At 63.3% G+C, this 25,855-nt stretch carries 27 protein-coding genes and 1 tRNA gene; 8 read left to right on the top strand and 20 right to left on the bottom strand.

Annotated elements, in window-relative coordinates; all coding sequences use genetic code 11:
• Nucleotides 1-2 precede the first annotated feature (2 nt).
• The 4 genes from NO932_RS12125 to NO932_RS12110 form a co-directional block, all read right to left on the bottom strand.
• Nucleotides 3-554, bottom strand: coding sequence for an alpha/beta hydrolase (locus NO932_RS12125; RefSeq protein ID WP_309207585.1), 552 nt, complete (start codon nt 552-554; stop codon nt 3-5).
• 797 nt (nt 555-1,351) lie between these two features.
• Nucleotides 1,352-2,656 carry an adenylosuccinate lyase gene (gene purB, locus NO932_RS12120; RefSeq protein ID WP_309207583.1) on the bottom strand — a complete coding sequence of 435 codons (1,305 nt, stop codon included), beginning with the start codon at nt 2,654-2,656 and terminating at the stop codon, nt 1,352-1,354.
• Nucleotides 2,657-2,687: 31 nt separating this feature from the next.
• Entirely contained in the window at nt 2,688-3,362 is a 675-nt protein-coding gene (rpe, locus tag NO932_RS12115) for a ribulose-phosphate 3-epimerase (RefSeq protein ID WP_309160733.1), read from the bottom strand.
• Nucleotides 3,363-3,443: 81 nt separating this feature from the next.
• The gene (locus tag NO932_RS12110) at nt 3,444-4,292 is read right to left on the bottom strand and encodes a DMT family transporter (RefSeq protein WP_309207582.1); all 849 of its coding nucleotides are present in this window, start codon (nt 4,290-4,292) and stop codon (nt 3,444-3,446) included.
• Nucleotides 4,293-4,442: 150 nt separating this feature from the next.
• Between NO932_RS12110 and NO932_RS12105 the strand changes: the two genes are divergently transcribed.
• The gene (locus NO932_RS12105; protein WP_309207581.1) at nt 4,443-5,180 is read left to right on the top strand and encodes a cytochrome c biogenesis protein CcdA; all 738 of its coding nucleotides are present in this window, start codon (nt 4,443-4,445) and stop codon (nt 5,178-5,180) included.
• A 59-nt stretch (nt 5,181-5,239) separates the two neighbouring features.
• On the opposite strand, the gene radC is transcribed toward NO932_RS12105, so the two are convergent.
• From radC to sfsA, 3 genes are read right to left on the bottom strand one after another with little or no spacing between them, the layout of a single operon-like run.
• On the bottom strand, nt 5,240-5,932 hold the full coding sequence (gene radC / locus NO932_RS12100; protein ID WP_309207580.1) for a DNA repair protein RadC: 693 nt from the start codon (nt 5,930-5,932) through the stop codon (nt 5,240-5,242).
• A gap of 23 nt (nt 5,933-5,955) precedes the next feature.
• Entirely contained in the window at nt 5,956-6,792 is an 837-nt protein-coding gene (map, locus tag NO932_RS12095; RefSeq protein WP_309207578.1) for a type I methionyl aminopeptidase, read from the bottom strand.
• Between the two features lie 35 nt (nt 6,793-6,827).
• A complete protein-coding gene (gene sfsA, locus NO932_RS12090; protein WP_309207577.1) occupies nt 6,828-7,529 on the bottom strand; it encodes a DNA/RNA nuclease SfsA in 702 nt (233 codons plus the stop codon).
• Nucleotides 7,530-7,600: 71 nt separating this feature from the next.
• Here sfsA and NO932_RS12085 point away from each other — a divergent pair, with 71 nt between their 5' ends.
• The 3 genes from NO932_RS12085 (at nt 7,601) to NO932_RS12075 (ending at nt 9,229) form a co-directional block, all read left to right on the top strand.
• Entirely contained in the window at nt 7,601-8,374 is a 774-nt protein-coding gene (locus NO932_RS12085) for a competence/damage-inducible protein A (protein ID WP_309207576.1), read from the top strand.
• Nucleotides 8,371-8,865 carry a xanthine phosphoribosyltransferase gene (gene gpt, locus NO932_RS12080; protein WP_309160740.1) on the top strand — a complete coding sequence of 165 codons (495 nt, stop codon included), beginning with the start codon at nt 8,371-8,373 and terminating at the stop codon, nt 8,863-8,865. Before NO932_RS12085 ends, gpt begins: the two co-directional genes overlap by 4 nt.
• A 79-nt stretch (nt 8,866-8,944) precedes the next feature.
• Nucleotides 8,945-9,229 (top strand): hypothetical protein, encoded by a 285-nt coding sequence (locus tag NO932_RS12075; protein WP_309207575.1) that lies wholly within the window; start codon nt 8,945-8,947, stop codon nt 9,227-9,229.
• A gap of 7 nt (nt 9,230-9,236) precedes the next feature.
• On the opposite strand, the gene NO932_RS12070 is transcribed toward NO932_RS12075, so the two are convergent.
• On the bottom strand, nt 9,237-9,506 hold the full coding sequence (locus tag NO932_RS12070; protein WP_309207574.1) for a hypothetical protein: 270 nt from the start codon (nt 9,504-9,506) through the stop codon (nt 9,237-9,239).
• A gap of 277 nt (nt 9,507-9,783) precedes the next feature.
• Nucleotides 9,784-10,200, bottom strand: coding sequence for a cytochrome c (locus NO932_RS12065; RefSeq protein WP_309160743.1), 417 nt, complete (start codon nt 10,198-10,200; stop codon nt 9,784-9,786).
• A 201-nt stretch (nt 10,201-10,401) separates the two neighbouring features.
• Between NO932_RS12065 and NO932_RS12060 the strand changes: the two genes are divergently transcribed.
• Nucleotides 10,402-12,156: a PQQ-binding-like beta-propeller repeat protein gene (locus NO932_RS12060; protein ID WP_309160744.1), complete on the top strand. Its 1,755-nt coding sequence runs from the start codon at nt 10,402-10,404 to the stop codon at nt 12,154-12,156.
• Between the two features lie 54 nt (nt 12,157-12,210).
• The gene (locus NO932_RS12055) at nt 12,211-13,005 is read left to right on the top strand and encodes a transporter substrate-binding domain-containing protein (protein ID WP_309207573.1); all 795 of its coding nucleotides are present in this window, start codon (nt 12,211-12,213) and stop codon (nt 13,003-13,005) included.
• Between the two features lie 9 nt (nt 13,006-13,014).
• On the opposite strand, the gene NO932_RS12050 is transcribed toward NO932_RS12055, so the two are convergent.
• The 9 genes from NO932_RS12050 to NO932_RS12010 form a co-directional block, all read right to left on the bottom strand.
• Nucleotides 13,015-13,101, bottom strand: a tRNA-Leu gene (locus NO932_RS12050).
• Between the two features lie 58 nt (nt 13,102-13,159).
• Nucleotides 13,160-13,564, bottom strand: a complete 405-nt coding sequence (locus NO932_RS12045; RefSeq protein WP_309207571.1) for a hypothetical protein — start codon at nt 13,562-13,564, stop codon at nt 13,160-13,162.
• 173 nt (nt 13,565-13,737) lie between these two features.
• The gene (locus tag NO932_RS12040; RefSeq protein WP_309207570.1) at nt 13,738-14,043 is read right to left on the bottom strand and encodes a hypothetical protein; all 306 of its coding nucleotides are present in this window, start codon (nt 14,041-14,043) and stop codon (nt 13,738-13,740) included.
• A gap of 311 nt (nt 14,044-14,354) precedes the next feature.
• Nucleotides 14,355-14,663: a hypothetical protein gene (locus tag NO932_RS12035; protein ID WP_309207569.1), complete on the bottom strand. Its 309-nt coding sequence runs from the start codon at nt 14,661-14,663 to the stop codon at nt 14,355-14,357.
• A gap of 190 nt (nt 14,664-14,853) precedes the next feature.
• Nucleotides 14,854-16,359, bottom strand: coding sequence for a tripartite tricarboxylate transporter permease (locus NO932_RS12030; RefSeq protein ID WP_309160749.1), 1,506 nt, complete (start codon nt 16,357-16,359; stop codon nt 14,854-14,856).
• A gap of 10 nt (nt 16,360-16,369) precedes the next feature.
• Nucleotides 16,370-16,831, bottom strand: coding sequence for a tripartite tricarboxylate transporter TctB family protein (locus NO932_RS12025; protein ID WP_309160750.1), 462 nt, complete (start codon nt 16,829-16,831; stop codon nt 16,370-16,372).
• A gap of 135 nt (nt 16,832-16,966) precedes the next feature.
• A complete protein-coding gene (locus NO932_RS12020) occupies nt 16,967-17,947 on the bottom strand; it encodes a tripartite tricarboxylate transporter substrate-binding protein (protein ID WP_375142740.1) in 981 nt (326 codons plus the stop codon).
• A gap of 216 nt (nt 17,948-18,163) precedes the next feature.
• Nucleotides 18,164-19,531, bottom strand: coding sequence for a sigma-54 dependent transcriptional regulator (locus tag NO932_RS12015; protein WP_309207568.1), 1,368 nt, complete (start codon nt 19,529-19,531; stop codon nt 18,164-18,166).
• On the bottom strand, nt 19,528-21,399 hold the full coding sequence (locus NO932_RS12010; protein ID WP_309207567.1) for a sensor histidine kinase: 1,872 nt from the start codon (nt 21,397-21,399) through the stop codon (nt 19,528-19,530). The genes NO932_RS12015 and NO932_RS12010 overlap by 4 nt, the downstream gene beginning before the upstream one ends.
• An 86-nt stretch (nt 21,400-21,485) precedes the next feature.
• Between NO932_RS12010 and NO932_RS12005 the strand changes: the two genes are divergently transcribed.
• Nucleotides 21,486-22,364 (top strand): TraB/GumN family protein, encoded by an 879-nt coding sequence (locus NO932_RS12005; protein WP_309207566.1) that lies wholly within the window; start codon nt 21,486-21,488, stop codon nt 22,362-22,364.
• On the opposite strand, the gene NO932_RS12000 is transcribed toward NO932_RS12005, so the two are convergent.
• Entirely contained in the window at nt 22,343-22,882 is a 540-nt protein-coding gene (locus tag NO932_RS12000) for a gluconokinase (protein WP_309207565.1), read from the bottom strand. The genes NO932_RS12005 and NO932_RS12000 overlap by 22 nt on opposite strands.
• A gap of 169 nt (nt 22,883-23,051) precedes the next feature.
• Here NO932_RS12000 and gndA point away from each other — a divergent pair, with 169 nt between their 5' ends.
• Nucleotides 23,052-24,488 carry an NADP-dependent phosphogluconate dehydrogenase gene (gene gndA, locus NO932_RS11995; RefSeq protein ID WP_309207564.1) on the top strand — a complete coding sequence of 479 codons (1,437 nt, stop codon included), beginning with the start codon at nt 23,052-23,054 and terminating at the stop codon, nt 24,486-24,488.
• Here the strand turns inward: gndA and NO932_RS11990 are convergent.
• On the bottom strand, nt 24,475-25,845 hold the full coding sequence (locus NO932_RS11990) for a TCR/Tet family MFS transporter (protein ID WP_309160756.1): 1,371 nt from the start codon (nt 25,843-25,845) through the stop codon (nt 24,475-24,477). The two genes, gndA and NO932_RS11990, sit on opposite strands and share 14 nt — an antisense overlap.
• Nucleotides 25,846-25,855: the final 10 nt, after the last annotated feature.

Raw genomic sequence — 25,855 nt, 5'->3', positions numbered from 1 at the left:
CGTTAAATCCGGCTCATCAGGCGGGTGAACATCAACAGGCCCTCGGGCCAGGGGCCGTGGCCGGATTCGACGTTGATGTGGCCGGCATCGCCGGCGATGTGGAAATCCGAACCCCAGCAGGAAGCGAATTCGGCGGCACGTTCCACGGTGCAATAGGGGTCATTGGCGGACGCCACCAGCATGGAGGGGAATTTCAGCGGGTCGCGCGGCAGGCCGCGAAAGGGCGAGGTTTCGGCGGGCACATCGGGATGCTCGTCCACATCGGGCGGGGCGACGAGGAAGGCGGCCTTGACCTTGGTGTCGGTGAGCGTCTGGCTGGCCGCGACGATGGCGTGGACGCCAAGCGAATGGCCGACGAGCACCACGGGCCGGGTGGCCATCATGATCTCACGCTGAAGCGTTTCAAGCCAGCCGGCGAGCGTGGGCGCGTCCCACTCGTCCTGTTCGACGAAGCGGGCGTTGCGAATCTTTTCGACCCAGCGGTGCTGCCAGTGCCCGGGGCCGGAATGGCCCAACCCGGGAACGATGAGGATGTCGGCGTCGGCGGTTTTCATAGCTCGCTTACTTGGGGGATTTCGGAGGCCGGCGCAAGGGCCGATCACTGCTGACACAAAATGTCATCATGTTGCTGTTATGTTCTTGTTCCAACGGAGGACGATGAGATGGTGGACTGGACCGCAATCCCGGCAGAGGGGAACAAGGGCAGCAGGATCGAGGCCGTGGTCGGCTGGATCAGACGCCGACCCGGACGGACGAAACGGCCCCAGGCGGTGCCCGATACGCTTAGAAACGATATTGGTCTGGAGCGTGCTACGCCTCCGCGGCCGGGGTGGTGGGAGTATCGGTAGGGCAAGGAGTGCTCACGGCGGTTCTTTTCGCAAGCTCAGCGCCCCCTCATCCGCCCCTTCGGGGCTGCCATTCGAGCCCCCGCCTTCGCGAAGGGCACGCTCCGCTCTCATGGCCTTCTCACCTCCAATCGGGCCACCGGCACGATTGGCCAGACGGCTCGAAGTCTCCCACCAGGGGAGAAGGGTAAGAGGGGCAAACGCTAGCGCAGGATTTTGGGCCAAGGCGAGCATGGGGTTCCGGGCTTCTCTCAGGGTATGCCTCAAGAGCCCTTCTCCCTTGGTGGAGGGGGCTCGGCATATCCACGGCGCCTTGGGATTGTTGGAGCTCAGCGCACCCCTCATCCGACCCGGCTTCGCCGGCCCACCTTCTCCCTCAAGGGGAGAAGGGTAGATTTGGCAGCGCTTCGGCATGAACTCGGGCGGTGTAAAAAGAGTCCTTCTGCCTTGGTGGGATGGGGATAAGGCAGGCGCTGAGCTGGCGGCGAGCGCGGAACTCTCTGTCGCTACTCGCCGAACACCCGGCGGAAAATGGTGTCGACGTGCTTCAAATGATAGGCGTCGTCGAAGCTGGCGTCGATTTGCTCGTCGGTGAGCTTTGCGGAGACTTCCGGATCGGCCTTCAAAAAGTCGGGGAAGGCGCCTTCGCCGCGCCAGACTTTCATGGCGTTGCGCTGGACGGCCGAATAGCTTTCCTCGCGGCTCATGCCGGCCTGGGTCAGCGCCAGAAGGAAGCGCTGGGAATTGTGGAGGCCGCCGAGCTTGTCCATGTTGGCCTTCATGTTCTCGGGGTAGACGACCAGGTTTTCGATGACGTTGGTCAAGCGCGCCAGCGCGAAATCCAGCGTCACGGTGGCGTCGGGGCCGATCATGCGCTCGACCGAGGAGTGGGAGATGTCGCGTTCGTGCCAGAGGGCGACGTTTTCGAGCGCGGGGGTTACCATGCCGCGCACCAGGCGGGCGAGGCCGGTGAGGTTTTCGGTCAGCACCGGGTTGCGCTTGTGCGGCATGGCCGATGAGCCCTTCTGGCCCTTGGAGAAATATTCCTCGGCCTCGAGCACTTCGGTGCGCTGCAAATGGCGGATTTCGACGGCGAGGCGCTCGATGGACGAGGCGATGACGCCGAGGGTCGCGAAATACATGGCGTGACGGTCGCGCGGGATCACCTGGGTCGAGACAGGCTCGACGGCAAGGCCCATCTGTTCGGCGACATATTCCTCAACCGAGGGGTCGATATTGGCGAAGCTGCCCACGGCGCCGGAGATGGCGCAGGTGGCGATTTCTGCCCGCGCATTGACCAGCCTCTCGCGGCAACGGGAGAATTCGGCGTAGGCCTGGGCGAGCTTGACCCCGAAGGTGGTGGGTTCGGCATGGATGCCGTGGCTGCGGCCAATGGTGATCGTGTCCTTGTGCTCATAGGCGCGCTTCTTGAGCGCTGCGAGCAGGGCGTCGAGATCGGCCAGCAGCAGGTCGGCGGCACGCGAGAGCTGGACCGAGAGCGTGGTGTCGAGCACGTCGGACGAGGTCATGCCCTGATGTACGAACCGCGCTTCGGGGCCGACGATCTCAGCGAGATGGGTCAAGAACGCGATGACATCATGCTTCACCTCGCGCTCGATCTCGTCGATGCGATCGACATCGAACTTGGCATCCTTGCCCTTGGCCCAAACCACTTCGGCAGCTTCGGCCGGAATAACGCCGAGCCTGGCCTGAGCGGTCGCCGCATGTGCCTCGATCTCGAACCAGATTTTGTACTTGGTCTCGGGAGACCAGATATCGACCATCTGGGGGCGGGAATAACGCGGGATCATTGGCTTAGGGTCCGTTGGTTCAGAAATTGATTCAGGTCGTTGCAGCAGCGGCGTCGCGAATGGCCTCGATGCGCGCGGCGTAGGTGGCCGGATCGTTGCCTTTATAGATAGCCGAACCGGCAACCAGGGCCGTTGCGCCGGCAGCGGCCAGCTTGCCGGCATTGGTGGGATCGACGCCGCCATCCACCTCGATCTCGATGGGGCGATCGCCGATAAGCGTGTTGGCGTCGCGCACCTTGCTGATTGCCTCGTGGATGAAAGCCTGCCCGCCGAAGCCGGGATTAACACTCATGATCAATATAAGGTCGAGCTTATCAAGGACGTGCTGGATGGTCGAAACCGGTGTTGCCGGATTGAGCGCGACGCCGGCCTTCTTGCCCAAAGCCTTGATGGCCTGGAGCGAGCGGTCGAGATGCGGGCCGGCTTCGGCGTGAATGGTGATGATATCGGCGCCAGCCTTGGCAAAGGCTTCGAGATAGGGATCGGCCGGGGCGATCATCAGGTGCACGTCGAGGATCTTCTTTGTTACCGGGCGGATGGCCTCGACGATCAGCGGGCCGATGGTGATGTTGGGGACGAAATGGCCGTCCATGACATCCACATGCACCCAGTCGCAGCCAGCTTCGTCGATGGCGCGGACTTCCTCGCCCAAGCGGGCGAAATCGGCTGAAAGGATCGAGGGGGCGATCTTGATGGGATGGACCATGATGAGTTCCGCGCTGCCGGTGGGTTGGGCGCTTCTTAGTATGCGCGGGCGAGGAATCCCAGTCCCCAAAGGTCTAAATCCTCAGCGTTTGCGGCGCTCGGCGGCGAAAAGGGCCAGAGCGACGCCGCCGAGGATGCCCGCAGAGGCAAGGGCAAGGCGCAGAGTGATCGGTTCGGCGAGCAGCAGCACCCCGCCCAGCGCAGCGATTGCCGGCACCGTGAGCTGCACGGTGGAGGCGGTGATGCGGGAGAGGCGGGGCAGGGCGAGATACCAGACAGCATAGCCGAGGCCCGAGGCAATGGCGCCTGAAAGCACGGCGTAAAGAATGCCTGGGGCCGAGGGCGTTGCCGCTGCCAATCCGAGTGCGAGAAGAAGAAGAGCGAGGGGCAGGCAGCGGATGAAATTGCCGGCGGTGTCGATAAGGGGCGATTTCGAGCCGCGTCCGATGAGGGAATAGGCGGCCCAGGCGGCGCCCGCTATCGCCATGAGTAAGGCGCCCAAGGGACTGGGCGCCGTGAGGCCGGGGAAAACCAGATAAGCGAGCGCGGCGATGGCCAGTCCGATGCCGAGCCATTCGAGGGCGCCGGGCCGGTCTCCCTTGGCTATCGCCCAACCGAGCATGGACATCTGGACGCTGGCAAAAAGGATCAAAGCGCCCATGCCCGCGCCTACCATGAGGTAGGCAACGGAAAAGGCGATGGCATAGGAAAATAGGGCGGCGGCTCCCGCCCAACTGCCGCCCAAGGGGCGGAGGCTGCCGTTGCGTCTGCTGAACTGGACCATAGCGAAGAGGAGAAGCGCGCCGGAGGCGAGGCGGATGCCGGTGTAGCTCAGCGCATCGATGGAGTCGGAGGAGAGGGCAAGGCGCGCGAGCACGGAATTGGCTGCGAACGCAACCATGGCAATGGCCGTGAGCAAGACGATGTGCATGCGATTCTCCCTCGTGGCCAGATTACAGGGCGGGAGAGGGATGGGCTATCGGTGCGTATGGATTCACTTAGCCGCGATGCGACCGGGCTACGCATTGCGGATTCCGCTCAACCCGATAGAAGTGCGGCCAGCTTTGACGCGGGAGCAGTTATGTTCGGATTCGAATTGCCGGTGGTGTTCGGGGCGGGGATACTGAGTTTCCTTAGCCCCTGCGTGCTGCCTCTGGTGCCGGCCTATCTCACCTATATGTCTGGCGCGACCTTCGAGCGGCTGCGCGAGGAAGGGGTGGCCGGCGGCAGGCTTTACGGGCGGACGGCGATCACCGCGCTCGCCTTCGTGCTCGGTTTTTCCTTGGTCTTTATCGCGTTCGGCGCCACAGCGACGTTCTTCGGGCAAGCGCTGCGCCGCGCGCTGCCGGTGCTGATGCCCCTGGCGGGCATCGTCATCATCGTCATGGGGCTGCATTTTCTCGGAATCTTCCGGATTTCCTGGCTGTATCGCCAGTTCCGGCTGGAGGGGCCGAAGATGGCCAGCGGACCGCTCGGAGGCTTCCTGCTCGGGCTGGCGTTCGCCATCGGCTGGACGCCGTGCATCGGCCCGGTGCTGGCGGCGATCCTGACCGTGGCGGCCAATCAGCAGACAGCCTGGGAAGGGGCGGGGCTGCTGGCGGTCTATTCGGCGGGACTTGGCGTGCCGTTCATTCTGGCCGCTCTGGCACTGGGACCATTCCTATCGTTTTTCGATGGCTTCAAGAAGCACCTCGAAACCGTCGAAAAGGTGATGGGGGCGCTGCTCGTCGTTGTGGGCATCCTGTTTCTCACCGGTAATTTCACGCGGCTGGCCTTCTGGATGCAGGCCAATTTCGAGGTGCTGAACCAGTTCGGGTGAGGCGGCTATCGGTCCTCGGTTGAGCGGTGGATTCCGCCAAGCGCCTCAAGCCGTTGCAATCAAAACAATTTCATGCCGCGCAATGATGTGTGGGTGGATTTGCCCACGATGATGTGGTCGTGCACCGTAATGCCGAGCGGGCGGGCGATATCGGCGATCTGGCGGGTCATCTGCACGTCGGCCGAGGACGGTGCGGGATCGCCCGAGGGGTGGTTGTGGACGAGGATCAGCGCGGTGGCGGAAAGCTCCAGCGTGCGCTTGATGACCTCGCGCGGATAGACCGGCGTGTGATCGACGGTTCCGGTCTGCTGCACCTCGTCGGCGATGAGCTTGTTCTTCTTGTCCAGGAACAGGATGCGGAACTGCTCCACCGTTTCATAGGACATCGAGGATTTGCAGTAATCGATCACCTCGGTCCATGAGCCCAGAACCGGGCGGTTGTGGATGGCGTCCTTGCCGATGCGCTGGGCGGCCGCGAGGATGACCTTGAGATCGGTGATCGCCGTGGGCCCAAGGCCGTCGATCTCCTCGAGCAGATGCGGCGGGGCGCCGATGGCTTCGGAGAAACTGCCGAAGCGGTCGAGCATCGCCTTGGCGATGGGCTTGGTGTCGCGGCGGGGCAGGAGGCGGAAGAGCAGCAACTCCAGCAGTTCGTAGTCCTGCAAGGCTTCCGCGCCGCCCTTGGCGAAGCGCTCGCGCAGGCGGTCGCGATGCCCGTGATAATGCGGCCGGGCTTCCGCAAGTCCGTCCATTTCGGCCGCCCCCCGCTTCCGCGTCATCGATTCTGACGGGCCGCCAATGGGTTGAACAGACCGCGCGGGGAGAGCGTGAAGATCTCGTTGCCGGTTTCGGTGATGCCGATCGAGTGCTCGCACTGGGCCGAAAGCGTGCGGTCGCGCGTCACGGCGGTCCAGCCGTCGTTGAGGATCTTAACCTGCGGCCGGCCGAGATTGATCATCGGCTCGATGGTGAAGATCATGCCCGGCTTGAGTTCCACACCGGTGCCCGGATTGCCGAAGTGCATGATGTTGGGTTCGTCATGGAACAGACGGCCCAGGCCGTGCCCGACGAAATCGCGCACGACCGAAGCGCGCTCGCCTTCGGCGTAGCGCTGGATGGCCGCGCCGATATCGCCGGTGGTGTTGCCGGGCTGGGCGGCTTCTATGCCCAGCCGCAGGCTTTCATAGGTGATCTCGATCAGCCGCTCGGCCTTGCGGGAAATCTCGCCCACCGGATACATGCGGCTCGAATCCCCGTGCCAGCCGTCGACGATCAGGGTGACGTCGATGTTGACGATGTCGCCCTCGCGCAAGGGGCGCTCGGACGGCATGCCGTGGCAGACGACATGGTTGATCGAGGTGCAGGTGGAATAGCGATAGCCGCGATAGTTGAGCGTTGCCGGCATGGCGCCGTTGTCGCGGGCAAATTCGTAAATGAAGCGGTCGAGCTTGGCGGTGGGAACGCCCGGTTCGACCATCGGGGTCAGAAGATCGAGCGCTTCGGCGGTGAGAGCGCCAGCCTTGCGCATGCCGGCAAAGCCGTCTTCCCCGTGCAGGGGAATGACGCCGGGCATGCGCTTTTTCTTGGCTGTCGCTTCGACATAGGTGGTCATGGGATTCTCCAAGAGCTGGAGGAAAGGTAATCGCCTCAATGGCTGATGGGAAGAGGCTCGCCGAGCGTGATCTGCTCGTTGCTGATCACCGTTGCGTAGCAGAGCGCTTCGACGCCGGCGGCGCGGGCGGAGGTTAAGGCGGCGGCATAGGCCTTGTCGATGTCGGCGGCGAGGCTGAACCGCGTGCAATCGCCGCGCTGGACGAGGTAGAGCATAACGGCGCGGTGGCCGGCCTGGACCATGCTGGCGAGGTCTGCGAGATGGCGGGCGCCGCGCAGGGTCACCGAATCGGGAAACTCGGCAAGGCCGGCGGCGCGGACGAGGTGGACGTTCTTGACCTCGAGATAGCAGTCGGGCAGGCCCTCGCCGGTCAACAGGAAGTCGACGCGGCTTTTTTCGGCGTATCGGACTTCGGGACGCACGCAATCATAGGCGGCGAGCTCGGGAATGGCGCGGGAGGCCAGAGCCTCGGCGACGATGCGGTTGGGGTGGGCGGTATTGATGCCCACGATGCCGGTCGGGAGTTCCACCAGTTCAAGGGAATAGGCGAGCTTGCGTTTGGGATCATCGGACTTTGAGAGCCATACGGGCAGGCCGGGCATGTTGAGCCCGGTCATGGCGCCGGGATTGGCGCAGTGAGCGGTGATCGCCTCTCCGGTTTCGAGGATCACGTCGGCCAGGAAACGCTTGTAGCGTTTCACCAGAGTTCCGCGCACCAGAGGACTGGAAAAGTGCATAACTTACCGATTTGCTTGATTTTGCGGGGCGGGAAGGGCATCCATGGCGCTTCATCTAGAGCATCGTGTCCATGAATGAAACCGTAGTGACTGCCGGCCTCGTGGTCGTTGGCGATGAAATTCTTTCCGGTCGCACCCGCGACGTCAACATTGCGACCACTGCCCAGTTCTGCACCGATCTGGGGATCGAACTGCGCGAGGTGCGCGTGGTTGCCGACGAGATCGACGCTATTGTCGAGGCGGTGAACGCGGTGCGCGAGCGCTATACCTATGTGTTCACCACCGGCGGCATCGGGCCCACCCATGACGACATCACCGCCGATGCCATCGCCAAGGCGTTCGGGGTGGACCTGCCGATCAACGAACAGGCACGGGCCATGCTCGAAGCGCGGTGGGCCGAGATGGGCACCGAGCCGACACCGGCCCGATTGCGCATGGCGCGCGTTCCGGTGGGTGGCGAGTTGATCGTCAACGGGGTCACCGCGGCGCCCGGCTTCAGGATCGGCAATGTGCATGTGATGGCTGGCGTACCCAAGATCATGCAGGCCATGCTCGAAGCCATCGCTCCCACGCTCAAGGGCGGCCGCAAGGTCGAGAGCCGCTCGGTGCCGGCCGGAGTGGGCGAGGGGGCGATCGGTGATCCGCTCGCCGAAATCCAGTCGCGTTACCCCGACGTCAAGATCGGCTCCTATCCGCAGATGGGCCATGCGTCGGTCATGACCTTTCTGGTGATGCGCAGCCATGACATGGAGCGCCTTGAAGCTGCGACTGCCGAGGTGCAGGCGCTTGTGGATCGGCTGCACGCCCAAAAGAACATCGTTTTGCCCAAGGAACCCTACGCATGACCCCCCAGAACAAATCCTTCCCCGTTTCCTGGGACCAGTTCCACCGCGATTCGCGTGCGCTGGCCTGGCGGCTCACCAGCGAGGGGCCGTTTCACGCCATCGTCGCGATCACGCGCGGCGGGCTGGTGCCGGCGGCGATCATTGCGCGCGAACTCAACATCCGTGTGATCGAGAGTGTTTCGGTCAAATCCTACGATCATCAGAACCAGGGAAAGATCAACATCCTCAAATCGATCAACTCCGATCTTCTGGCCGCCGACGCGGCGGGCGAGAAGCTGCTGATCATCGACGATCTCGTCGATACCGGCGCGACGGCCCGTGTGGTGCGCGACATGCTGCCCAACGCCCATTTCGCCACGGTCTATGCCAAGCCGCAGGGACGCGAGATGGTGGACACCTTCATCACCGAAGTGAGCCAGGACACCTGGATCTTCTTTCCCTGGGATCTGGACTTTACCTATGCCGCGCCGATTGCCGGTGGCACCGACTAGATTTGGGTGAGGCTGGGCTGCAAGCGGCAGTTTGCTTTCGCCTCAGCCTGACCCAAATCTCCTGAGAGGGACAACCGACATGCTCATCAAGCTCGAAGTGCTCGAGAAGATCAAATCGGGCGAGATCACGCTGCAGTTCCGGCGCTGGCGGCGGCGGACCGTCAAGCCCGGCGGAACGCTCAAGACCAAGGTGGGCGTGCTGCAGATTGGCGACATCACACCCATTACCGCCGACGAGGTGACCGAAGCGGATGCCAAACGCGCCGGATTCAGGGACGTCTCGGACTTCCTCAAATGGCTCGACACCATGAAGCCGGGCGAGCTCGACCGGATCGAGGTCAGCTACAAGGGCGAAAGCGCCTGACGGTCATTCAGGCCCGCAACGGCTGGAATGCCGCGTCGCGGCAAAGCCTTGAGTCGTAACCCTCGAGAACCGCAGGGCGCTCGTTGCCGCGCAGCATGACCACCACGTCATAAACCCCCGATGCAGCCCTTGGGGCGAACAAATCCTCCACCTTGCTCTGGATGGTGCCGGATTCGTCGGGGGTCCCCTTCGCCTTGATGCCGCGGATGCAGACATACCAGCGCTGCGGGGCGAATGGTGTTTCGCCGATCATGGTGCGCGGCTGCGAGACTTGCAAAAGGACCGTCCGTTTCGCGGCCCTGTACCGCGTCGGCCGCTAACTCGAGGTGGTTTTCGGGCAGCGGCTCGGCGTCGAAATTGAACTGCAGCGATCCTGTGCTGTGATTGACGGTCGAGCAAGCCGACAAAAGGGAAGTCGCGGCTATGGCGGCGAGAATGGCTCTCATCGTGTCCCCCGGATCGTGCGTCCGGGGGAACCATAGGAAGCATCTCACGTGAGCACAACCTGCGTTGGCCTGCCAATATTGCATGGCAGCTTCCAGGCGGCGGCAATCTCAGCGCAGCGCGAGTTCCGAGAGAGCCTCCATATCCGACGGCAGGGGTGTATCGCCGGCTTCCAGCCCATTTTCGCTGAGGATGAAAGCCACGAGATTGGCGTAGGTTTCCGCGCTCAAGCGGCCAGGCCGATCAGGGGGCATGGCCGCTGACGTGAAGCCGTAGAGCCCGGAGGCGGGAAGATCGAACCATTTGTCCCGGAAATTGACGCCGATCAGAGGAGGTCCGCCGAATTCGCCGTCGTCCAGATTGGCGCCATGGCAGTCCTGGCAACTCCGGGTGTATTCGCGTTCACCGGCGGCGACCTGTTCTGCGGTGAAGCTGGCGATCTGGGCCGGCTCGTCCTGCGCCTGGGCCGAGAGCGGCAGCCAACTTGCCAAACACAGGCCAATGCCGAAAACGGCGTGTAATTTCATAGTTTTTACTCCCATCGAGCGCTGCTTCCTCAATTTCCCGTGCCGCGCGAATTTCATCCTGCTCGATAAAACAAGACGCGGCAAGTCCCCGCGATGTCCGTCCATTTTGCGGTGCTTTCATGGATTGACCGGCCAGAGAATTCGGGTGCAAGATTGAAATCCCGGTCCTGGAGGGTGCCGGTTTCTGGAGGAGAAATTGCTATGAAAACTGTGCTTTTGGCCTCATCAGCATTGATGATCGGCCTGATCCAGGCTGGGTATGGTCTTGCCCAGGAGGACAGTCCACTGTCGTCCATTTCCGATGTGACGGACGAAATGCTGCTCAATCCCAGCGACGGGGATTGGCTGCATTGGCGCCGGACCTACAATGGATGGGGTTATAGTCCGCTCGACGAGATCAACCGCGACAATGTCGGCGATCTCACGGTCGCCTGGAGCTGGTCGCTGACCCCGGGGGCCACCGAAACCACGCCGATCGTTCATGATGGCGTGCTGTTCATCCACAACAACCTCGACAAGGTCCAGGCGCTGGATGGCGCGACGGGAGACCTGCTCTGGGAATATGTGCGGGACCTGCCCCAGGAAGTGATCGATGCGGGGACGGGCAATACCGCAACCAAGCGCAACATGGCGATCTATCAGGACAAGCTGATCGTCGCGACCACCGACACCCATATCATCGCGCTGGACCTCGCGACCGGGCAGGTGGTCTGGGATGTGGCGGCCGCCGAATGGAGCGACGGGTTCCGCTATTCATCGGGACCGCTGATCGCTGACGGCGTGGTGGTTCAGGGAATGACCGGGTGCGGCAACGCGCAACCGGGCGGGTGCTTCATCACCGGCCACGATCCCGAGACCGGCGACGAGCTCTGGCGTTTCAACTCGATCGCCCAGGAGGGCGAGGAAGGCGACACCTGGAACGGACTGCCGATCGAAAGCCGCCACGGTGCCTCGGTATGGTTGGCGGCGACCTATGATCCGGAATCGAACACGATTTTTTCCGGTGTGGGCCAGCCCTATCCCTGGATTGCCGAGATGAGTGGGCTGCTGCCGCTCAGCGAGGAGGAGGGGATCACCAACGATGCCCTTTATTCAGATTCCACGCTGGCACTCGATCCGCAGACCGGCGAACTCAAATGGTACTTCCAGCACCTGCCGAACGATACATGGGACCTCGATTACATCTACGAGCGCATTCTTGTCGACCTGCCGGTTGATGGGGAAATGCGCCAGCAGGTGGTGACCACCGGCAAGCTCGGCATCATCGAGGCGTTGGACCGCAATGACGGAAGCTGGCTGTGGCACGTGGAAACCGTGCCGCAGAACGTCGTGGAATCGATCGATCCGGAGACGGGCGAAAAGACCATCAACGAAGAGTCGGTCCCCCACATCGGGGAGACCACGTTCAACTGCCCGGCTGATCCCGGCGGACGCGGCTGGCCGGCGACCGCATACAGCCCGCGCACCGAAACGCTCTATCTGCCGCTGGCCGAGTTCTGCTCCAACACCACCCCGCAGCCGCTCGATCCGGGCCAGGCCTATACGGGCGGTGGGCGCGCCACCTTCGCGCGTGTGCCGGTCGAGGGCAGCGACGGCAATATCGGACGGCTCGATGCGATCAATCTCAACGATCAATCGACCGAATGGAGCTATCGCCAGCGTGCGCCGATCACCAGTGCCGTGTTGCCGACAGCGGGCGGACTGGTGTTTGCCGGTGACTGGAACCGGTGGTTCTATGCCTTCGACGACGAAACCGGCGATGTGCTCTGGAAGATCCGCACCAACAATGCGGTCAACGCCTTCCCCATCAGCTATGAGGCCGATGGCAAGCAGTATGTCGCGGTGGCGGTCGGTAACGGGTCGAGCCAGGCTCGCGCTCTGGCAACCCTGACACCTGAATTGCTCAACCCCACGGCCGGTTCGGTGCTCTGGGTCTTCGCGCTACCGGAAGAATAATCGGAAACCGGGGCTGCGGCTGTTGCCGTAGCCCCGGCTCAACGGCAGAGTGTGATGGTGCATCGCCTGTTCTTTGCTGCCCTGCTCCTTGCCTTTGTTCCCTTGGCTGGCATTGGGCAGGACCGGCCGTTCCTCTACAATGAGGAAGAGTTCGGGCAGCCCTCCGATGCCAACGAACTTCGCATTTGCATAGACCCGCGTGATCCGGCCTGGGAAATCGATCGGGCGATCGCCGAAGAGATCGCCTCTGTGTTGCTGCTCGAGCCGGTGATCCACATGATCGAGGACACGCGGGCCAGCGTGCCGCTCGACGACGTCTATTACTATCTGCGCGCCAATTGCCGCGTTTATTTCGGGTTCCGCCTCATCGCCGATCTCTATCCGACATGGGCAATGGCAACGCGCCCCTATTACGAAGCCCGATATGTGTTCGTCACCGACGACGCTGACTATTCGCGCCTGGCCGATCTGCCGGCAGGTGCTCCCATTGCGGCGACCCTGGCATCGAGCGCCGATTTTCGCTTCACCCAGTTCAATAACGCGCTGCCGGCGGCTCAACGCTGGAGACGGGTGCCGTTCGGCACCGACACGCAATCCCTCGATGCGCTCGAACAGGGTGTCGTGGAGGCAGCGCTGATCTGGGGACCGGCCCTTTTGGCCGAGCAGCGCCCTGGGCTTGCGATCATGTCACCCGAGCCGCTGGCTTTCGACCCCATGCCTGTGGGCGGATTGCTGCTTTCCACCGACACGTTCCTGCGCACCAGCATCGATGATGCCATTGCGGCCTTGAGCGCGGCGGGGACGCTGGAGCGATTGGTGCGGGAGTATCCTTATCTCTCGCCCCCTTGAGCCGGGGAATGGTGCGGACGACGGGACTCGAACCCGTAAGCCCATACGGGCGACAGATTTTAAGTCTGTAGTGTATACCAATTCCACCACGTCCGCATGCCGGCCGTTCATCTCATAAGTTTTTCGGCGTGGCAATCGGCAACGGCTGGCGCGACTACTCGCAGCGCGAGAAGATCGTCGCTTCGGTGCCCCGGTCGGGCCAGGTAATGGCAATGTCCTCGCCGGCCTGGGCGATGGAGATGGGTTCCTCGACCGTATCGCCCTCGGCGGTGCAGGAAAGCTGCGCGGTGACCCCGCCTTCCGGCGTCGGCTCGATCTCGCTCATGTCGCAGACATTCTCCCGGCCGTTGAACTCGGTCTCGGTGATTGTGATGGGAAAGCCCTCGGACTGGTCGGTGCACCAGGCCGGATCGGCAGCCCACTCGCCGACATAGAAGGGAGCAGGCTCGGGAGAAGCGGCGGCTGCGTCGGCTTGCGAAGGCGTTTCGGAGCTGTCCGAGCAGGCGGCCAGGCTCGCCGCGAGCGCCAGGGCGAACAGGATGGTCTTGGGCTTGGTCATCTCGGTGCTCCTTTTTGCCCCACCGGTTTATAGAAAATCGACCGCCCCGCGCAAGCGGAACGGCCGATCGGGAGGAGGTCAGTTGTTGGAGCCGCCACGGCCCGTGCAGGTGCGGCGGCTCCCTTCCGGCTTATCGAAGCGCTTTGGGCTCGCGCTTCGGCAAGCCCGAAGCTTTATTGCATCGGGGCAGCTTCGGGGGCGGCCATGCCATCGGTCGCCGGCGCAGCCGGGGCCGCGGGGGCTTCCGTGGCCGGGATCAAGGCAGCGAATTCTGTGTCGGAGAGGGCGCCGCTTGCATCGGTATCGAGCATCGCGAAGCTCTCGGCGGTGAGATCGGGAATCGCGGTCTGCAGCTCTTCCATGCTGATTTCGCCGTTTGCATCGGCATCGAGCGAAGCGAAATCGAGGCCCTGGGCGAAAGCACCGCCGGTGGCCGAAAGTCCGATAAGGGCAGCAAGAGTGATAACGGTCTTGTTCATGGGTTTCTGTGCTCCATGTGATCCTGGCGCCGGCCGAAACCGGGCCTTTTCCGTCCGACCGACGGCGGTCCCGCCGGTCGCCGATCTCGCCTGATCGCGAAACCGTGAGGAGAGCGTGAGCGTGTCGGGTGGCGAGGTTGGGACCCGCAAGGGGCCGCCCGAAGGAAATTGTTTGAGGATTTTTAGGCCGCAACCAGCGAGTGTGGCAGCAATTCGATCACGGAAACGTGAGCAACCGCCCGTCAACGGTTGATGAAGCAGGCATCGCCTCGGGAAATGCGGCGGAGCGATGGCGCAGGGCGCCAAATTCTTCAGGCGGCGAGGCCGGCCGGCTTTCCATCCGCTTCGGCGATGGAGAGGCTGCACATGGGCTGGGCGAGCATATCGCACAGCAGTATCAAGCCGCGTGTCCAGCGTGCGAGGGCGACGGGATCGGAAGGGGGAACATTGCCCGAGCGGGCGTGATGGACGATCGTGGCCGCCTCGGCGACGGGCAGCGCCATGACGTTGCAGTAGAGCGTTAGCGCATCCCCGTGCGGCTTTGCCGCCGCTTCCACCCGCTGATCGCGGAACGCCCATACCAGCATCAGCGCCAACTCGTTTCGCGTCAGGGTCTTCACTGTCGCTTCTCCCCAAAGGACGACTGATGGACAGCTCCAAGCTATGCCTTGGATTCTCCCAACCGGTAAACACAGCCCGCCTCGCGGTCCATTATCGGGCAGCACGGTAAACGGGTGGCTGAGGGAAACGATAAATAGAATGGAAAGGGTGCCCCATTGTAAAAGAGCCGCGGCGAACCGCGGCTCCTTGTCAGTCTTCCTCGACGAACACCTCTTGGCGCTTCCTGCGGATGGAAGGCAGGACCGCGACGAGAATGGCGGCGACGGCCAGGGCGAGCAGCGTTGCTGAGATCGGCCGTTCGATGAAGACCATCGGGTCGCCGCGCGAGATGATCATGGCGCGGCGCAAATGTTCTTCGAGCAGCGGCCCAAGCACGAAGCCCAAGAGCAGCGGAGCGGGCTCGCAGCCGAAGCGGATGAGCAGGTAGCCGACGATCCCGAAAAAGGCGATGGCATAGACATCGAACAGGTTCTGATTGATCGAATAGCACCCGATGCAGGCGAACAGCACGATGGCCGGGAACAGGATGCGGTAGGGGATGGTCAGCATCTTCACCCACAGCCCGATCAGCGGCAGGTTGAGCAGAACCAGCAGGATGTTGCCGATCCACATCGAGGCGATGATGCCCCAGAACAGCGCGGGCTGTTCGTTGATGACGTTGGGGCCGGGTGTGATGCCCTGGAGGATGAAGGCGCCAACCATCAGCGCCATCACCGGATGGGCCGGGATGCCGAGGGTCATAAGGGGAATGAACGAGGTTTGCGCCGCGGCGTTGTTGGCCGATTCCGGGCCGGCAACGCCTTCGATGGCGCCCTTGCCGAATTCCTCGGGGTTTTTGGAAAGCCGCTTTTCGGCCGAATAGGAGGCGAAGGCCGAAAGAATGTGCCCGCCGCCCGGAAGAACCCCCAGCAGCGAACCCAGCACCGTTCCCCGCACCACCGGGGCGGCGATGCGCTTGAAATCGTCCTTGGTGAGCCAGAGGTTCTTGACCGTCTTGACCAGCACCTGGCGGGTCTGCTCGTTCTCCAGATTGCGCAGGATTTCGGCGACGCCGAACACGCCGACCGCGACCGAGACGAAATTGATGCCCTGGAACAGTTCGCGGAACCCGAAGGTGAAGCGCGGCGTGCCGGTATAGATGTCCTGGCCGACCATGCCGAGCAGCAGGCCGACGACGATCATGGCGAGCGCCTTGAGGATCGAGCCATGCGCCAGGGCGATCGAGACCAAAAGGCCCAATACGATCAGCGAGAAATACTCAGCCGGCCCGAAATTCAATGCGGCTCGCGCGAGAGGTGGCGCGAAATAGGCGAGCAGCAGCGTGGCGACGGTGCCGGCGAAGAACGAGCCAAGCGCGGCGGTGGCCAGCGCCGGGCCGGCGCGGCCCTGCCTGGCCATCTGATAGCCGTCGATGGCGGTCACCGCCGATGAGGATTCGCCGGGCAGGTTGATGAGGATCGCTGTCGTCGAGCCGCCATATTGAGCGCCGTAGTAGATGCCGGCGAGCATGATGAGCGCCGAAGCCGGGCCGAGCGTAAAGGTGATCGGCAGCAGCATGGCGATGGTGGCCGTCGGGCCGATGCCGGGCAGCACGCCGACCAGCGTGCCCAGCAGCACACCGATGAAGCAATAAAGGATGTTGACCGGATCGAGAGCGACCGAGAAGCCGAGGGCGAGGGAAGAAATGAGATCCATGGTCGCGCTCCTAGAACTGCAGCCAGGGGCCGAACCAGGGCACGATGAGCCCGAGGCCAATAACGAAGATCAGAGTGCAGAGCACCGTCAGGGCAATTGCGATGATCGCGGCCGAGAGCCAATTGTTGTCGCGGCTCGAAAGCGCCGTCGCAAAGGCCGCCAGGAACACGGTGGGCAAAAAGCCCAGGCCACGCAGGACCGCGGCGAAAAAGACGATCGAGCCCAGAATCAAAATGATGCCGCGCCAGGGGAAGGGTTGCGGCGCGTCCGCATCGGGGCCACGCAGGCCGACGACGGCGATGGCGAGCCCTAGAACCACGAGTACCGAACCGAGCAGCACGGGCATGAAGCCCGGTCCCATGCGCAGCGGCGTGCCGAGATCGTAATTCATCGCCTCAAGGGCGAAATAGGCGCCGATCGCCACGAACATCGCGGCCGCGCCCAAATCCTTGCGTGATGCTTGTAATGCCATTGGTATTCCTCCGGAGCGCCTGGATTGGACAGGCGACTTCCATGATCGGGTGGCCCGCGGGCCGGCCCTTTCGCCCCGTACGGCAGTCCCCGGCCCGAGGGGCCGGGGACCAGCTTGGACGGGATCCGTAGATTGTTACTGCGCGGTGACGCCGGCGGCGGCGATCACTTCGCCCCAGAGCTCGATCTGGCTCGAAAGCGTCTCGGCCAGACCTTCAGGTGTCGCTTGACCTTCGGTCACCGGAGCGGTGCCCAGCTCGGCAAAGCGGGTGATGACGGTCTCGTCGACCAGGGCAACCTGGAGCGCTTCGGTCAGACGCTCGATGATCGCCGCATCGGTTCCGGCGGGAGCATAGAGTCCGTGCCAGATACCGACCTCGAGATTGAGCCCGCCTTCGCTGGTGGTGGGGATATCGGGCAGATTGTCGAGGCGCTCCGGCGAAGTCACGGCGTAGGCCTTGATCTCGCCGGCCTGGATCTGGGTGGTGGTGTTGGTGGTCTGGTCGCACATCATGTCGATCTGGCCGCCGAGCAGGTCGGTCATGGCCGGGCCGGTGCCCTGATAGGGCACTTCGGTCATCCGCACGCCCAGGGCATCCTGAAGCAGCAGGCCGCAAAGCTGGCTGGCCGCGCCGATGCCGGCATTGCCGTAAATGACGTTTTCGCCGTTTTCCTGAATGTAAGTGACGAGCTCTTCGAGCGTCTCGGGCTCGAAATCGGCGCGGGCCACAAGGGTCATGGGCACTTCGGTGATCAGACCGATCGGCTCGAAATCCTCGATGGGATCGAAGGGCAGATCGGCATAGAGCGCCGGGGCGGTCGACATGCCGATGTGATGCAAAAGCAGGGTGTAGCCATCTGGCGCGGCGGTCGCGGCCTGGCCGGCGCCCAGGGTGCCGCCGGCGCCGCCCACGTTCTGGACCAGGATCTGCTGGCCGAGTTCATCGCTCATCGCCTGCGCGACAAGGCGCGCCACCGTATCGGTCGGCCCGCCGGCCGAGAACGGCACGATGAAGGTGATGGGCTGGGTGGGGTAGTCCTGCGCAAAGGCAGAGCCGGCCATAAGGCCGAGCGCGGCGAAGGTCGCAAGCGCGGTGCGTGGAAGCAGTGACGTCATCGAAATTCCTCCCAGGAGTACGGACATCAATTCAGCATTTTTCCCGGCCGCTCCTCGAGGCCGGTGTGCTATTGAAAAGGGGACCGGATAATGGCGTCTGGCAACCGGGCAGGCAGGAGCAAGCCGAGTTTTTTAACGTGGGCGCAACAGCGATGGGTGGAAACGGTAACATTTGGGCGCTGTGGTGGGTGGAAATCCCCACATGGACCGCGTGAATTAGATGTCGCTGTCTTGCCCGCCGAAATATCGGGCGCGGTCGAGGCCGTATTTCTGCATTTTTTCGTAGAGCGATTTCCGCGAAAGCCCAAGTGATTCATATACCGGCTTGAGGCTGCCGCCATGGGCGATCAAAGCGTTCTCGATGATGCCGCGCTCGAACGCGGCGACCCGTTCCGCAAGCCTGGGGCTGGCGTCGGGTCCGGCATCGTCCTGCGGAGTGTCGAGGAAGGGCAGCCCCAAATCGAGGATGAACCGATCGGCGGCATTGCGCAGTTCACGGACGTTACCGGGCCATTGCTGCTCGCCCAGCGCCGACAGCACGCGCGGCGGGACGGAAACGGGATCGCGCCGGTAGCGCGAAGCGGCTTCGGATACCAGTTGCAGAAACAGAAGCGGTATGTCCTCCCGGCGCGCGTCCAGCGGGGGGATTTCGAGAGTGATGACGTTAAGCCTGTAGAGCAAATCGGCGCGGAAGCGTCCCGCAGCCACATCGGCCTCCAGCGGAGTGCGCGAAGTGGCAATGAAACGGACATCGAGCGGCAGCGGATCGTTCGAGCCCAGCCGCGTGATGGTGCGATCCTGAATGACGCGCAGCAGGCGCCCCTGAACGTCCATGGGCATCGAGCCGATGTCGTCGAGCAGGATGGTGCCGCCCTGGGCCAGCTCGAACTTGCCGAAGCGGGCGCGCATGGCGCCGGGGAAGGCGCCGACTTCGTGGCCGAACAGCTCGCTTTCGATGAGGTTGGCGGGGAGGGCCGCGCAGTTGATCGCGACGTAGGGCTTGGAGGCGCGCTGGGAGAGGTCGTGCAGCGCGCGGGCGGTGACCTCCTTGCCAGAGCCCGTGTCGCCGATGATCAGGACGTCGGTGTCGGTGGGGCCGATGGTGCGGATCTTGCGGCGCAGTTCCACCATCACGTTGGAGCGGCCCAGAAGGCGCTGTTCGAGATCGTCGCTCTGGCCGGCGGCGGCGCGGAGCACGCGGTTTTCGAGAACGAGCCGGCGATAGTCGAGCGCCCGTTGGGCCAGTTCGGCGAGTTGGCTGGTGACGAACGGCTTTTCGAGGAAATCATAGGCCCCCTCGCGCATGGCGCGGACGGCGAGCTGGACGTCGCCATGGCCGGTGATGAGGATCACAGGTATGTCGCGGTCGAGCTCGTGCAACCGGTTCATGAGCGTCAGCCCGTCCATCCCCGACATGCGGATGTCGGTGATCACGATGCCACGGAACCCGAAACCGGCCAGGTGAGTGGCGCGTTCGGCCGAAGCGAAATCGAGCACGTCGAAGCCGGCCAGTTCGAGCGCTTGCGCGGTGGAGTGGCGCAACTCGTCTTCATCGTCGACGAGGATGATCTTTTCGGCGCTCATTGGGCGGCTTCCGTCATGAAGTCCCCGGGCATGGCGCGCAACTCAACCGTAAAGAGCGCCCCGCCATCGGGATGGTTCCCGACGCGAAGATCGCCGTCGAAATCCTTGATGATGTTGTAGGAAATCGAAAGCCCGAGCCCCAAACCCTTGCCGACGCCCTTGGTGGAGAAGAATGGATCGAAAATACGCTCGGCAAGGCCCGGAGGAATGCCGGGGCCGTGATCGCGGATGATTATCGCGACCCGTTCGCCCTGGCGCCTGGCGGCGAGCGCGATCCGGCGATCGGTGCCGGTCTCGACGGCATCGATCGCGTTGGTAAGGATGTTGACGAGCACCTGTTGCAGCCGCACCGGCCCGGCCACGACCTCCAGCGGCTCGCCGGGCAGATCGACGGTCAAGTCCACGTCTGCCGCCTTGATGCGCCAATTGAGGATTTCCAGCGTATCGCTCACCACCTGTTCGAGCGGGACCGGGGCGAGCTTTTCGTTGGGCTTGCGTGCGAAGTTCCGCAGATGACGGGAAATGGCGCTCATGCGATCCATAAGGCCGGAGATGCGGTTGACGTTGACCCGTGCATCCTCGATCCGGCCACGTTCGATCAGCACCAAGGCGTTATCGGCATAGTTCTTGGCGGCGGCGAGGGGCTGGTTGAACTCGTGGCTGAGGGCGGCCGACATCTGCCCCAGAGCCGCGAGCTTGCCGGCCTGGACGAGATCGGACTGGGTCTTGCGCAGCATCTGCTCGGTGGCGCGGCGCTCGGCGACCTCCTCTTCGAGCTTGAGGTTGACGCTGGCCAGTTCGGCGGTGCGCTCGGCCACGCGGCGCTCGAGCAATTCCTTGGTTTCGCGTTGGAGGTGCAGGCGCTCGCGCAACCGGGCGCGGCGCTGGATATAGATGGCGGCGGCCAGCGTTCCGAGCGCGATGGCCAGAACCGCGATGATAGTGGTCGTCGCCGCCTGGGCGCGGGCCGAGGCGGTATCGAGCAGCACGCTCACCCTCCAGTCGGCCTCTGGCATGGCCTCGGAAACCACGAGATATTCGCCCGCGGTCTCCGGCTCCTCGATGCGCATCAGGCGGTGCTGGTCGTCGTTGGCCTCGGTGTAGGGCAACTCCCGCAACTCGGTTTCGGCGTAGCGGCGGGTTTCAGCGGTGCGGGCAATGCGCTCGGGGGTTAGCGGCAGCAGGGAATTATAGAGCCAGCCGGGATGGCTGCTCATGAAAATGATGCCTTCGGGGTCGGTGACGACGATCTCGAAATCGCCTCCGCGCCAAGTCTCTTCGATTGAATCCACATCGGCCTTGACCGCCACGACGCCACGCGGTTCGCCATCGATCACCACCGGCGCGCCGAAATAATAGCCGCGCTTGAACGACGTGGTGCCCAGCGCGAAGAACCGGCCCTCGCCGCCGTCGATGGCATCGTAGAAATAGGGGCGATAGCGGAAGTTCTCGCCTACGAAGGGCACGGGGGTGTCGAAATTGGAGGCGGCGATAGTCGTCCCGTCATCGGCCATCAGATAGATGTCTGAGGACTCGAACTGGCTGTTGATCTCCTTGAGGTAGAGATTGACCTCATCGATCAGCTCCGGATTGTCGGGATCGGCGATAAGCGCCTCGATCTCCTCGAAATTGGCGATGACTTCGGGCAGGTTTTCATAGCGCGCCGTCTGTCCGCGCAGCACGGCAAGCGCCAGACGCAGCGTGTTGGTGCCGCGCGCATTGGCCTCGTCGAGATAGAAGCGATGCGCGTATCCGCTGCCCCATATGGCCACGGCCGCCATGGCCAGCACGGCAAAGCCCGCAGCGGCAAGCCAGCGGCGTTTGTACGGCTGTTGCCAGGGAGCGCTGATGGCTTGGGCGAGGGTCATGGGACCATATTAATTGCCGTCCAGACTTTGCGAAACCATTTCTTGATGTAAGGGTTGACCCTCGGCCGCACGCAAGGAGCACACATATGAAGTTCGGACGAAGCACGTTGACGATGGCTGCCGCGCTGGCCCTGGGATCGGTCGCCGCGCCCGTCGCCGCCCAATCGCCCGAACCTCCGATCTGGGTGGTCGAGGACGAGGATTCGACCATCTATATGGTGGGAACCGTGCACATGATGCGCGACGGGGTGGATTGGGAAAGCCCCGAGCTTACCGCCATCCTCGAAGAGGTCGATGAGGTCTGGCTCGAACTCGACAGTTTCGAGCCGCCAGCGAACATCGGGACGCTGATCATGCAGTCGGGGGTGTCGCCGGAGCGGCCGCTTTCATCGCTTCTGAGCGAAGACGAGATGAGCCAGCTCGAAACCATTCTTGCCGGGCATCAGGTGCCGCTCGAGAGTTTCGACGCCTTGCGTCCGTGGTTCGCCTATCTGCAGATTTCGGCGCTGATGTTGATGGAGGCCGGCTTCGATCCGCAGGGCGGCATCGACCTCCACATCAAGGGCCGCGCCGACGAGATGGGCATTCCGGTCAACGGGTTCGAGACGTTCGAGGAGCAGTTCGAGGTGCTCGCGGGCATGCCCGAGGACGTGCAGCTCGATGTGCTGCGCGAGACCATCGTCGAATATGACGAGGCGCGGGAGGATCTGGTGGTCCAGCTCGAAAGCTGGATCGATGGCGATCTGGCCGGGCTCGAAGCGGAGACTGCTGAAATCGCCCAGGAGATGGAAGTCTTTTACGAGGAGCTGTTCGTCAACCGCAACCACGGTTTTGCCGACGGCATCGAGGACATCCTGGGCGGCGAGGGCAACGCGCTGGTGGCGGTGGGGCTGGGCCATTATGTGGGCCCGGATTCGATCCCGACCCTGCTCGAAGACCGCGGCTATTCGGTCGAGCGGCGGTAGCTCAGCGCCTTTTCCGCCTGATCGACGATTTCGTCTATCGACAGCGCGACATCGAGCACGATGCCGTGCTCGTCGGCGGCGAAGGGCTCCAGCGTCGCGAACTGGCTTTCGAGCAGGGCGGCGGGCATGAAATGGCCGGGGCGATTGGCCTGGCGCGCGGCAATCACCGCTTTCTCACCATGGAGCAGCAGGTAGGCAATGGGCTCGCCCGCCCGCGTGGTGAGACAGTCGCGATAGGCGCGCTTGAGCGCCGAGCAGGCGCAGACGACACGGCCATTCGTGTCGGCGGTGTTGCGCATGGCGTCGGCGACGATTTCGAGCCACGGCCAACGATCGGCATCGACCAGCGGCGTGCCGCCGCGCATCTTTTCGACATTGGCGCGAGGGTGGAGATTGTCGGCGTCGATGAAGGGAACGCCGAGCCGATCGGCCAGGGCCTCGCCGATCGTGGATTTGCCCGCGCCCGAAACACCCATGACGACGATGAGGCGAGGCTGGGCAGCGGGCGTGGGGGTCATGGCCATCCGATCCGATTGAGGGACGTCAGAGTTACTGGCATGCGAGGGGGCATGGCAGCAAGGCCACAGACGCGCGGCAACCGTATGAAGAGGAAAGGTTTTCCCTTTATGGCCTTTGGCAATTATGCTGGCATACGACTTACAAGAACACTGTTGAGAGGCGCTGGGCATGGCTGAGGCTGATATCGGGCTGATCGGGTTGGGAGTGATGGGCGAGAATCTGGCCCTCAACATTGCCGACCATGGCTACAAGGTAGCCGTCTACAACCGCACTGCCGCGAAGGTGGACGCATTTCTCGCCAATGCCGGCGAGCTCGAGCCCAACGTCATGGGCAGCGGAGATCTTGGGACTTTCGTTTCCATGCTCAAGCAGCCGCGCTCGGTCATCGTCATGGTGCAGGCCGGCGAGCCGGTCGACCAGGTGATCGCCGAGCTCAAACCGCTCCTCGACGAGGGCGATGTGATCATCGATGCGGGCAACGCCAATTTTCACGATACGGTCCGCCGGTTCTCCGAGCTCGACGGCACGGGTATCGGATTTCTCGGCATCGGCGTCTCGGGCGGCGAAGAGGGCGCGCGGCACGGTCCTTCGATCATGGTGGGCGGTTCCGAAGCCCAATGGGAGAACGCAGAGGCGGTGCTGACGGCGATCTCCGCCAAGTTCAATGGCGAGCCCTGTTGCGCTTATCTCGGCACGGGCGGCGCCGGGCATTTCGTAAAGACCATTCACAACGGCATCGAATATGCCGACATGCAGATGATCGCCGAGATCTACGGCGTCATGCGCGACGGGCTGGGCATGTCGCCGTCCGAATGCGCCAAGGTTTTCGCCGATTGGAACAAAGGGCCGCTCGATAGCTATCTCATCGAGATCACCGGCCATGTGCTCGACGCGGTGGACGCGGATAGCGGGCAGCCACTGGTGGAGGTCATCCTCGATGCCGCCGGACAGAAGGGCACCGGCCGCTGGTCGGCCATCGAAGCGCTTAATCTGGGCGTCTCGGCCACCACCATCGAGGGTGCGGTGGCGGCCCGGTCGATCTCGGCGATAAGGGACGAGCGCGTCCGGGGCGAGGAGATTTACGGCGCCGGGGTCAAAGGCAATGCGACCATCTCGCTCGAGGCTTTGGAAAAAGCCCTGCTCGCCGGCAAGATCGCGGCCTATGCCCAGGGCTTTGCCGTGATGGCCAAGGCGTCGGAGGAAAACGGCTGGAATCTGCCGCTCGATACCATCGCGAAAATCTGGCGCGCCGGCTGCATCATCCGCTCGCGGTTCCTCGACCAGATTTCACAGTCTTTCGCTGGCGGCACGTCATCGAACCTTCTCACCCAGCCCGCCTTTGTCGACATGATGAAGGAAAGCAACGGTGCGCTACGGGCCGTCGTTGCCACCTGCGCCATCAATGAGTTGCCGGCCCCGTGCCTATCCTCGGCGCTGGCCTATTTCGATGCCTACCGGCAGGGAAGGGGCACGACCAATCTCACCCAGGGCCAGCGCGACTTCTTCGGTGCGCACGGTTTCAAGCGGCTCGATCGCGAGGGCGATTTCCATCACGAATGGCCGAGCCTGAACCAGGCGGAAAAGGCCGAGGCTAGTTTTTCGTAGCGGGGGCTTCGGCCTCCGCCTCGTCCCCATTTCCATCCTCGTCCTCGGGAATTTCGGTTTCAGGCGGGTTGACTGCCTGCCCACTCGGCTGGGGATACCGCGGCTTTTCGCGGCGCTCGTCGAACGGGCGGTGCCGCAGGTCGAATTTGATCGCCGCGAAGATGAAAAGCGCCATGGCCGCGGCGACGATCAGCCCGGCGGCAAAGAACGGGGCGCCGGGAAAGGTGATCGGGCGCAGCGGATTGTCGGTGAAGAATGAAAAGAGCTGCGTTGCCGCAAGCGGCGCGATGATCGCGGTCAGCGAGTTGGAAGCATTGACCGCCCCCTGCAGTTCGCCCTGCTGATTGTCGCGCGCATTGTTGGCCAGAAGCCCGGTAAGGGCGGGGGCGGCAATGCCGGAAAACGATCCGATGACAAGGAACGTCCAGAGCCCCAGTTCTGTGTGGATCATCGAAACACCGATAAAGGCCACGGCGGCCAGAGAGAGGCCGATGATGACAGTGGCCGTGACCCCGAGATAGCGGGTGGCGAACCCCACCAGCAGCGCCTGGGAAATGGCGAACAGGATGCCGAATATGGCCAGCGAGCGGCCGACCTGGGCCGGGCCCCAGCCGAATTCCTCAATGGTGAAGAAGTTCCAGACGTTGGGGTAGGTCTGGCCGGCCAGCGAAAACAGGAACAGCGCGCCCAGCAGCACGAAGATGACCGGCGCGTGCCGGAAGGCCCAGAGGGCGCCGAACGGGTTGGCGCGCTTCCAGTTGAAGCGCCGGCGACGGAATTTCGAAAGGCTCTCGGGCAGGACGAAGAACCCGAACACCACATTTGCGGCTGCAAGCGCGGCGGCAAGGTAGAATGGGGCGCGGGGGCCGAATTCACCCAATTCACCGCCGATCACCGGCCCGACAATAAACCCGAGCCCGAAGGCCGCGCCGATCAGGCCGAAGCGTTGCGAGCGCTTCTCCTTGGGGGTGATGTCGGCGACATAGGCGGTGGCGGTTCCCATTGCCGCGCCGCAAATCCCGGAAAGAATGCGGCCCACGAACAGCCACAAAAGCGTGGGCGCCCAGGCCATGATAAGATAATCGAGAGAGAGCCCGACCAGCGAGAGCAGCAGGATTGGCCGCCGGCCCCACCTGTCGGAAAGATTGCCCAGGATCGGCGAGAAAAAGAACTGCATCGAGGCATAGACGAAAACGAGATAGCCGCCGATGACCGCGGCGTTGGTAACGCTTTCATGCGTCAGCTCGCGGATGAGCCCGGGCAGGACGGGGAGGATGATGCCCAACCCCACGATGTCGAGAAACACCGTGATGAGGATGAAGACCAGCGTCAATCTCGACTGGGGGCTGACTCGCATTGAATTTCGC

Origin of the sequence: Pelagibacterium sp. 26DY04 (assembly GCF_031202305.1) — a bacterium.
Taxonomy (GTDB): Bacteria; Pseudomonadota; Alphaproteobacteria; order Rhizobiales; family Devosiaceae; genus Pelagibacterium.
This window is presented reverse-complemented; position numbering and strand designations above follow the sequence as displayed.

What these genes read in the sequence shown, in the direction of transcription:
- NO932_RS12025 (WP_309160750.1), bottom strand. Translation starts at nt 16,831, where the DNA reads ATGGCATTACAAGCATCACGCAAGGATTTGGGCGCGGCCGCGATGTTC.
- NO932_RS12000 (WP_309207565.1), bottom strand. Translation starts at nt 22,882, where the DNA reads ATGACCCCCACGCCCGCTGCCCAGCCTCGCCTCATCGTCGTCATGGGT.
- NO932_RS12005 (WP_309207566.1), top strand. Translation starts at nt 21,486, where the DNA reads ATGAAGTTCGGACGAAGCACGTTGACGATGGCTGCCGCGCTGGCCCTG.
- purB (WP_309207583.1), bottom strand. Translation starts at nt 2,656, where the DNA reads ATGATCCCGCGTTATTCCCGCCCCCAGATGGTCGATATCTGGTCTCCC.
- NO932_RS12060 (WP_309160744.1), top strand. Translation starts at nt 10,402, where the DNA reads ATGAAAACTGTGCTTTTGGCCTCATCAGCATTGATGATCGGCCTGATC.
- gpt (WP_309160740.1), top strand. Translation starts at nt 8,371, where the DNA reads ATGACCCCCCAGAACAAATCCTTCCCCGTTTCCTGGGACCAGTTCCAC.
- map (WP_309207578.1), bottom strand. Translation starts at nt 6,792, where the DNA reads ATGACCACCTATGTCGAAGCGACAGCCAAGAAAAAGCGCATGCCCGGC.
- NO932_RS12125 (WP_309207585.1), bottom strand. Translation starts at nt 554, where the DNA reads ATGAAAACCGCCGACGCCGACATCCTCATCGTTCCCGGGTTGGGCCAT.
- NO932_RS11990 (WP_309160756.1), bottom strand. Translation starts at nt 25,845, where the DNA reads ATGCGAGTCAGCCCCCAGTCGAGATTGACGCTGGTCTTCATCCTCATC.
- gndA (WP_309207564.1), top strand. Translation starts at nt 23,052, where the DNA reads ATGGCTGAGGCTGATATCGGGCTGATCGGGTTGGGAGTGATGGGCGAG.
- sfsA (WP_309207577.1), bottom strand. Translation starts at nt 7,529, where the DNA reads ATGCACTTTTCCAGTCCTCTGGTGCGCGGAACTCTGGTGAAACGCTAC.
- NO932_RS12110 (WP_309207582.1), bottom strand. Translation starts at nt 4,292, where the DNA reads ATGCACATCGTCTTGCTCACGGCCATTGCCATGGTTGCGTTCGCAGCC.
- NO932_RS12105 (WP_309207581.1), top strand. Translation starts at nt 4,443, where the DNA reads ATGTTCGGATTCGAATTGCCGGTGGTGTTCGGGGCGGGGATACTGAGT.
- NO932_RS12065 (WP_309160743.1), bottom strand. Translation starts at nt 10,200, where the DNA reads ATGAAATTACACGCCGTTTTCGGCATTGGCCTGTGTTTGGCAAGTTGG.
- NO932_RS12075 (WP_309207575.1), top strand. Translation starts at nt 8,945, where the DNA reads ATGCTCATCAAGCTCGAAGTGCTCGAGAAGATCAAATCGGGCGAGATC.
- NO932_RS12015 (WP_309207568.1), bottom strand. Translation starts at nt 19,531, where the DNA reads ATGAGCGCCGAAAAGATCATCCTCGTCGACGATGAAGACGAGTTGCGC.
- NO932_RS12010 (WP_309207567.1), bottom strand. Translation starts at nt 21,399, where the DNA reads ATGACCCTCGCCCAAGCCATCAGCGCTCCCTGGCAACAGCCGTACAAA.
- rpe (WP_309160733.1), bottom strand. Translation starts at nt 3,362, where the DNA reads ATGGTCCATCCCATCAAGATCGCCCCCTCGATCCTTTCAGCCGATTTC.
- NO932_RS12085 (WP_309207576.1), top strand. Translation starts at nt 7,601, where the DNA reads ATGAATGAAACCGTAGTGACTGCCGGCCTCGTGGTCGTTGGCGATGAA.
- NO932_RS12020 (WP_375142740.1), bottom strand. Translation starts at nt 17,947, where the DNA reads ATGACGTCACTGCTTCCACGCACCGCGCTTGCGACCTTCGCCGCGCTC.
- NO932_RS12045 (WP_309207571.1), bottom strand. Translation starts at nt 13,564, where the DNA reads ATGACCAAGCCCAAGACCATCCTGTTCGCCCTGGCGCTCGCGGCGAGC.
- radC (WP_309207580.1), bottom strand. Translation starts at nt 5,932, where the DNA reads ATGGACGGACTTGCGGAAGCCCGGCCGCATTATCACGGGCATCGCGAC.
- NO932_RS12055 (WP_309207573.1), top strand. Translation starts at nt 12,211, where the DNA reads ATGGTGCATCGCCTGTTCTTTGCTGCCCTGCTCCTTGCCTTTGTTCCC.
- NO932_RS12040 (WP_309207570.1), bottom strand. Translation starts at nt 14,043, where the DNA reads ATGAACAAGACCGTTATCACTCTTGCTGCCCTTATCGGACTTTCGGCC.
- NO932_RS12030 (WP_309160749.1), bottom strand. Translation starts at nt 16,359, where the DNA reads ATGGATCTCATTTCTTCCCTCGCCCTCGGCTTCTCGGTCGCTCTCGAT.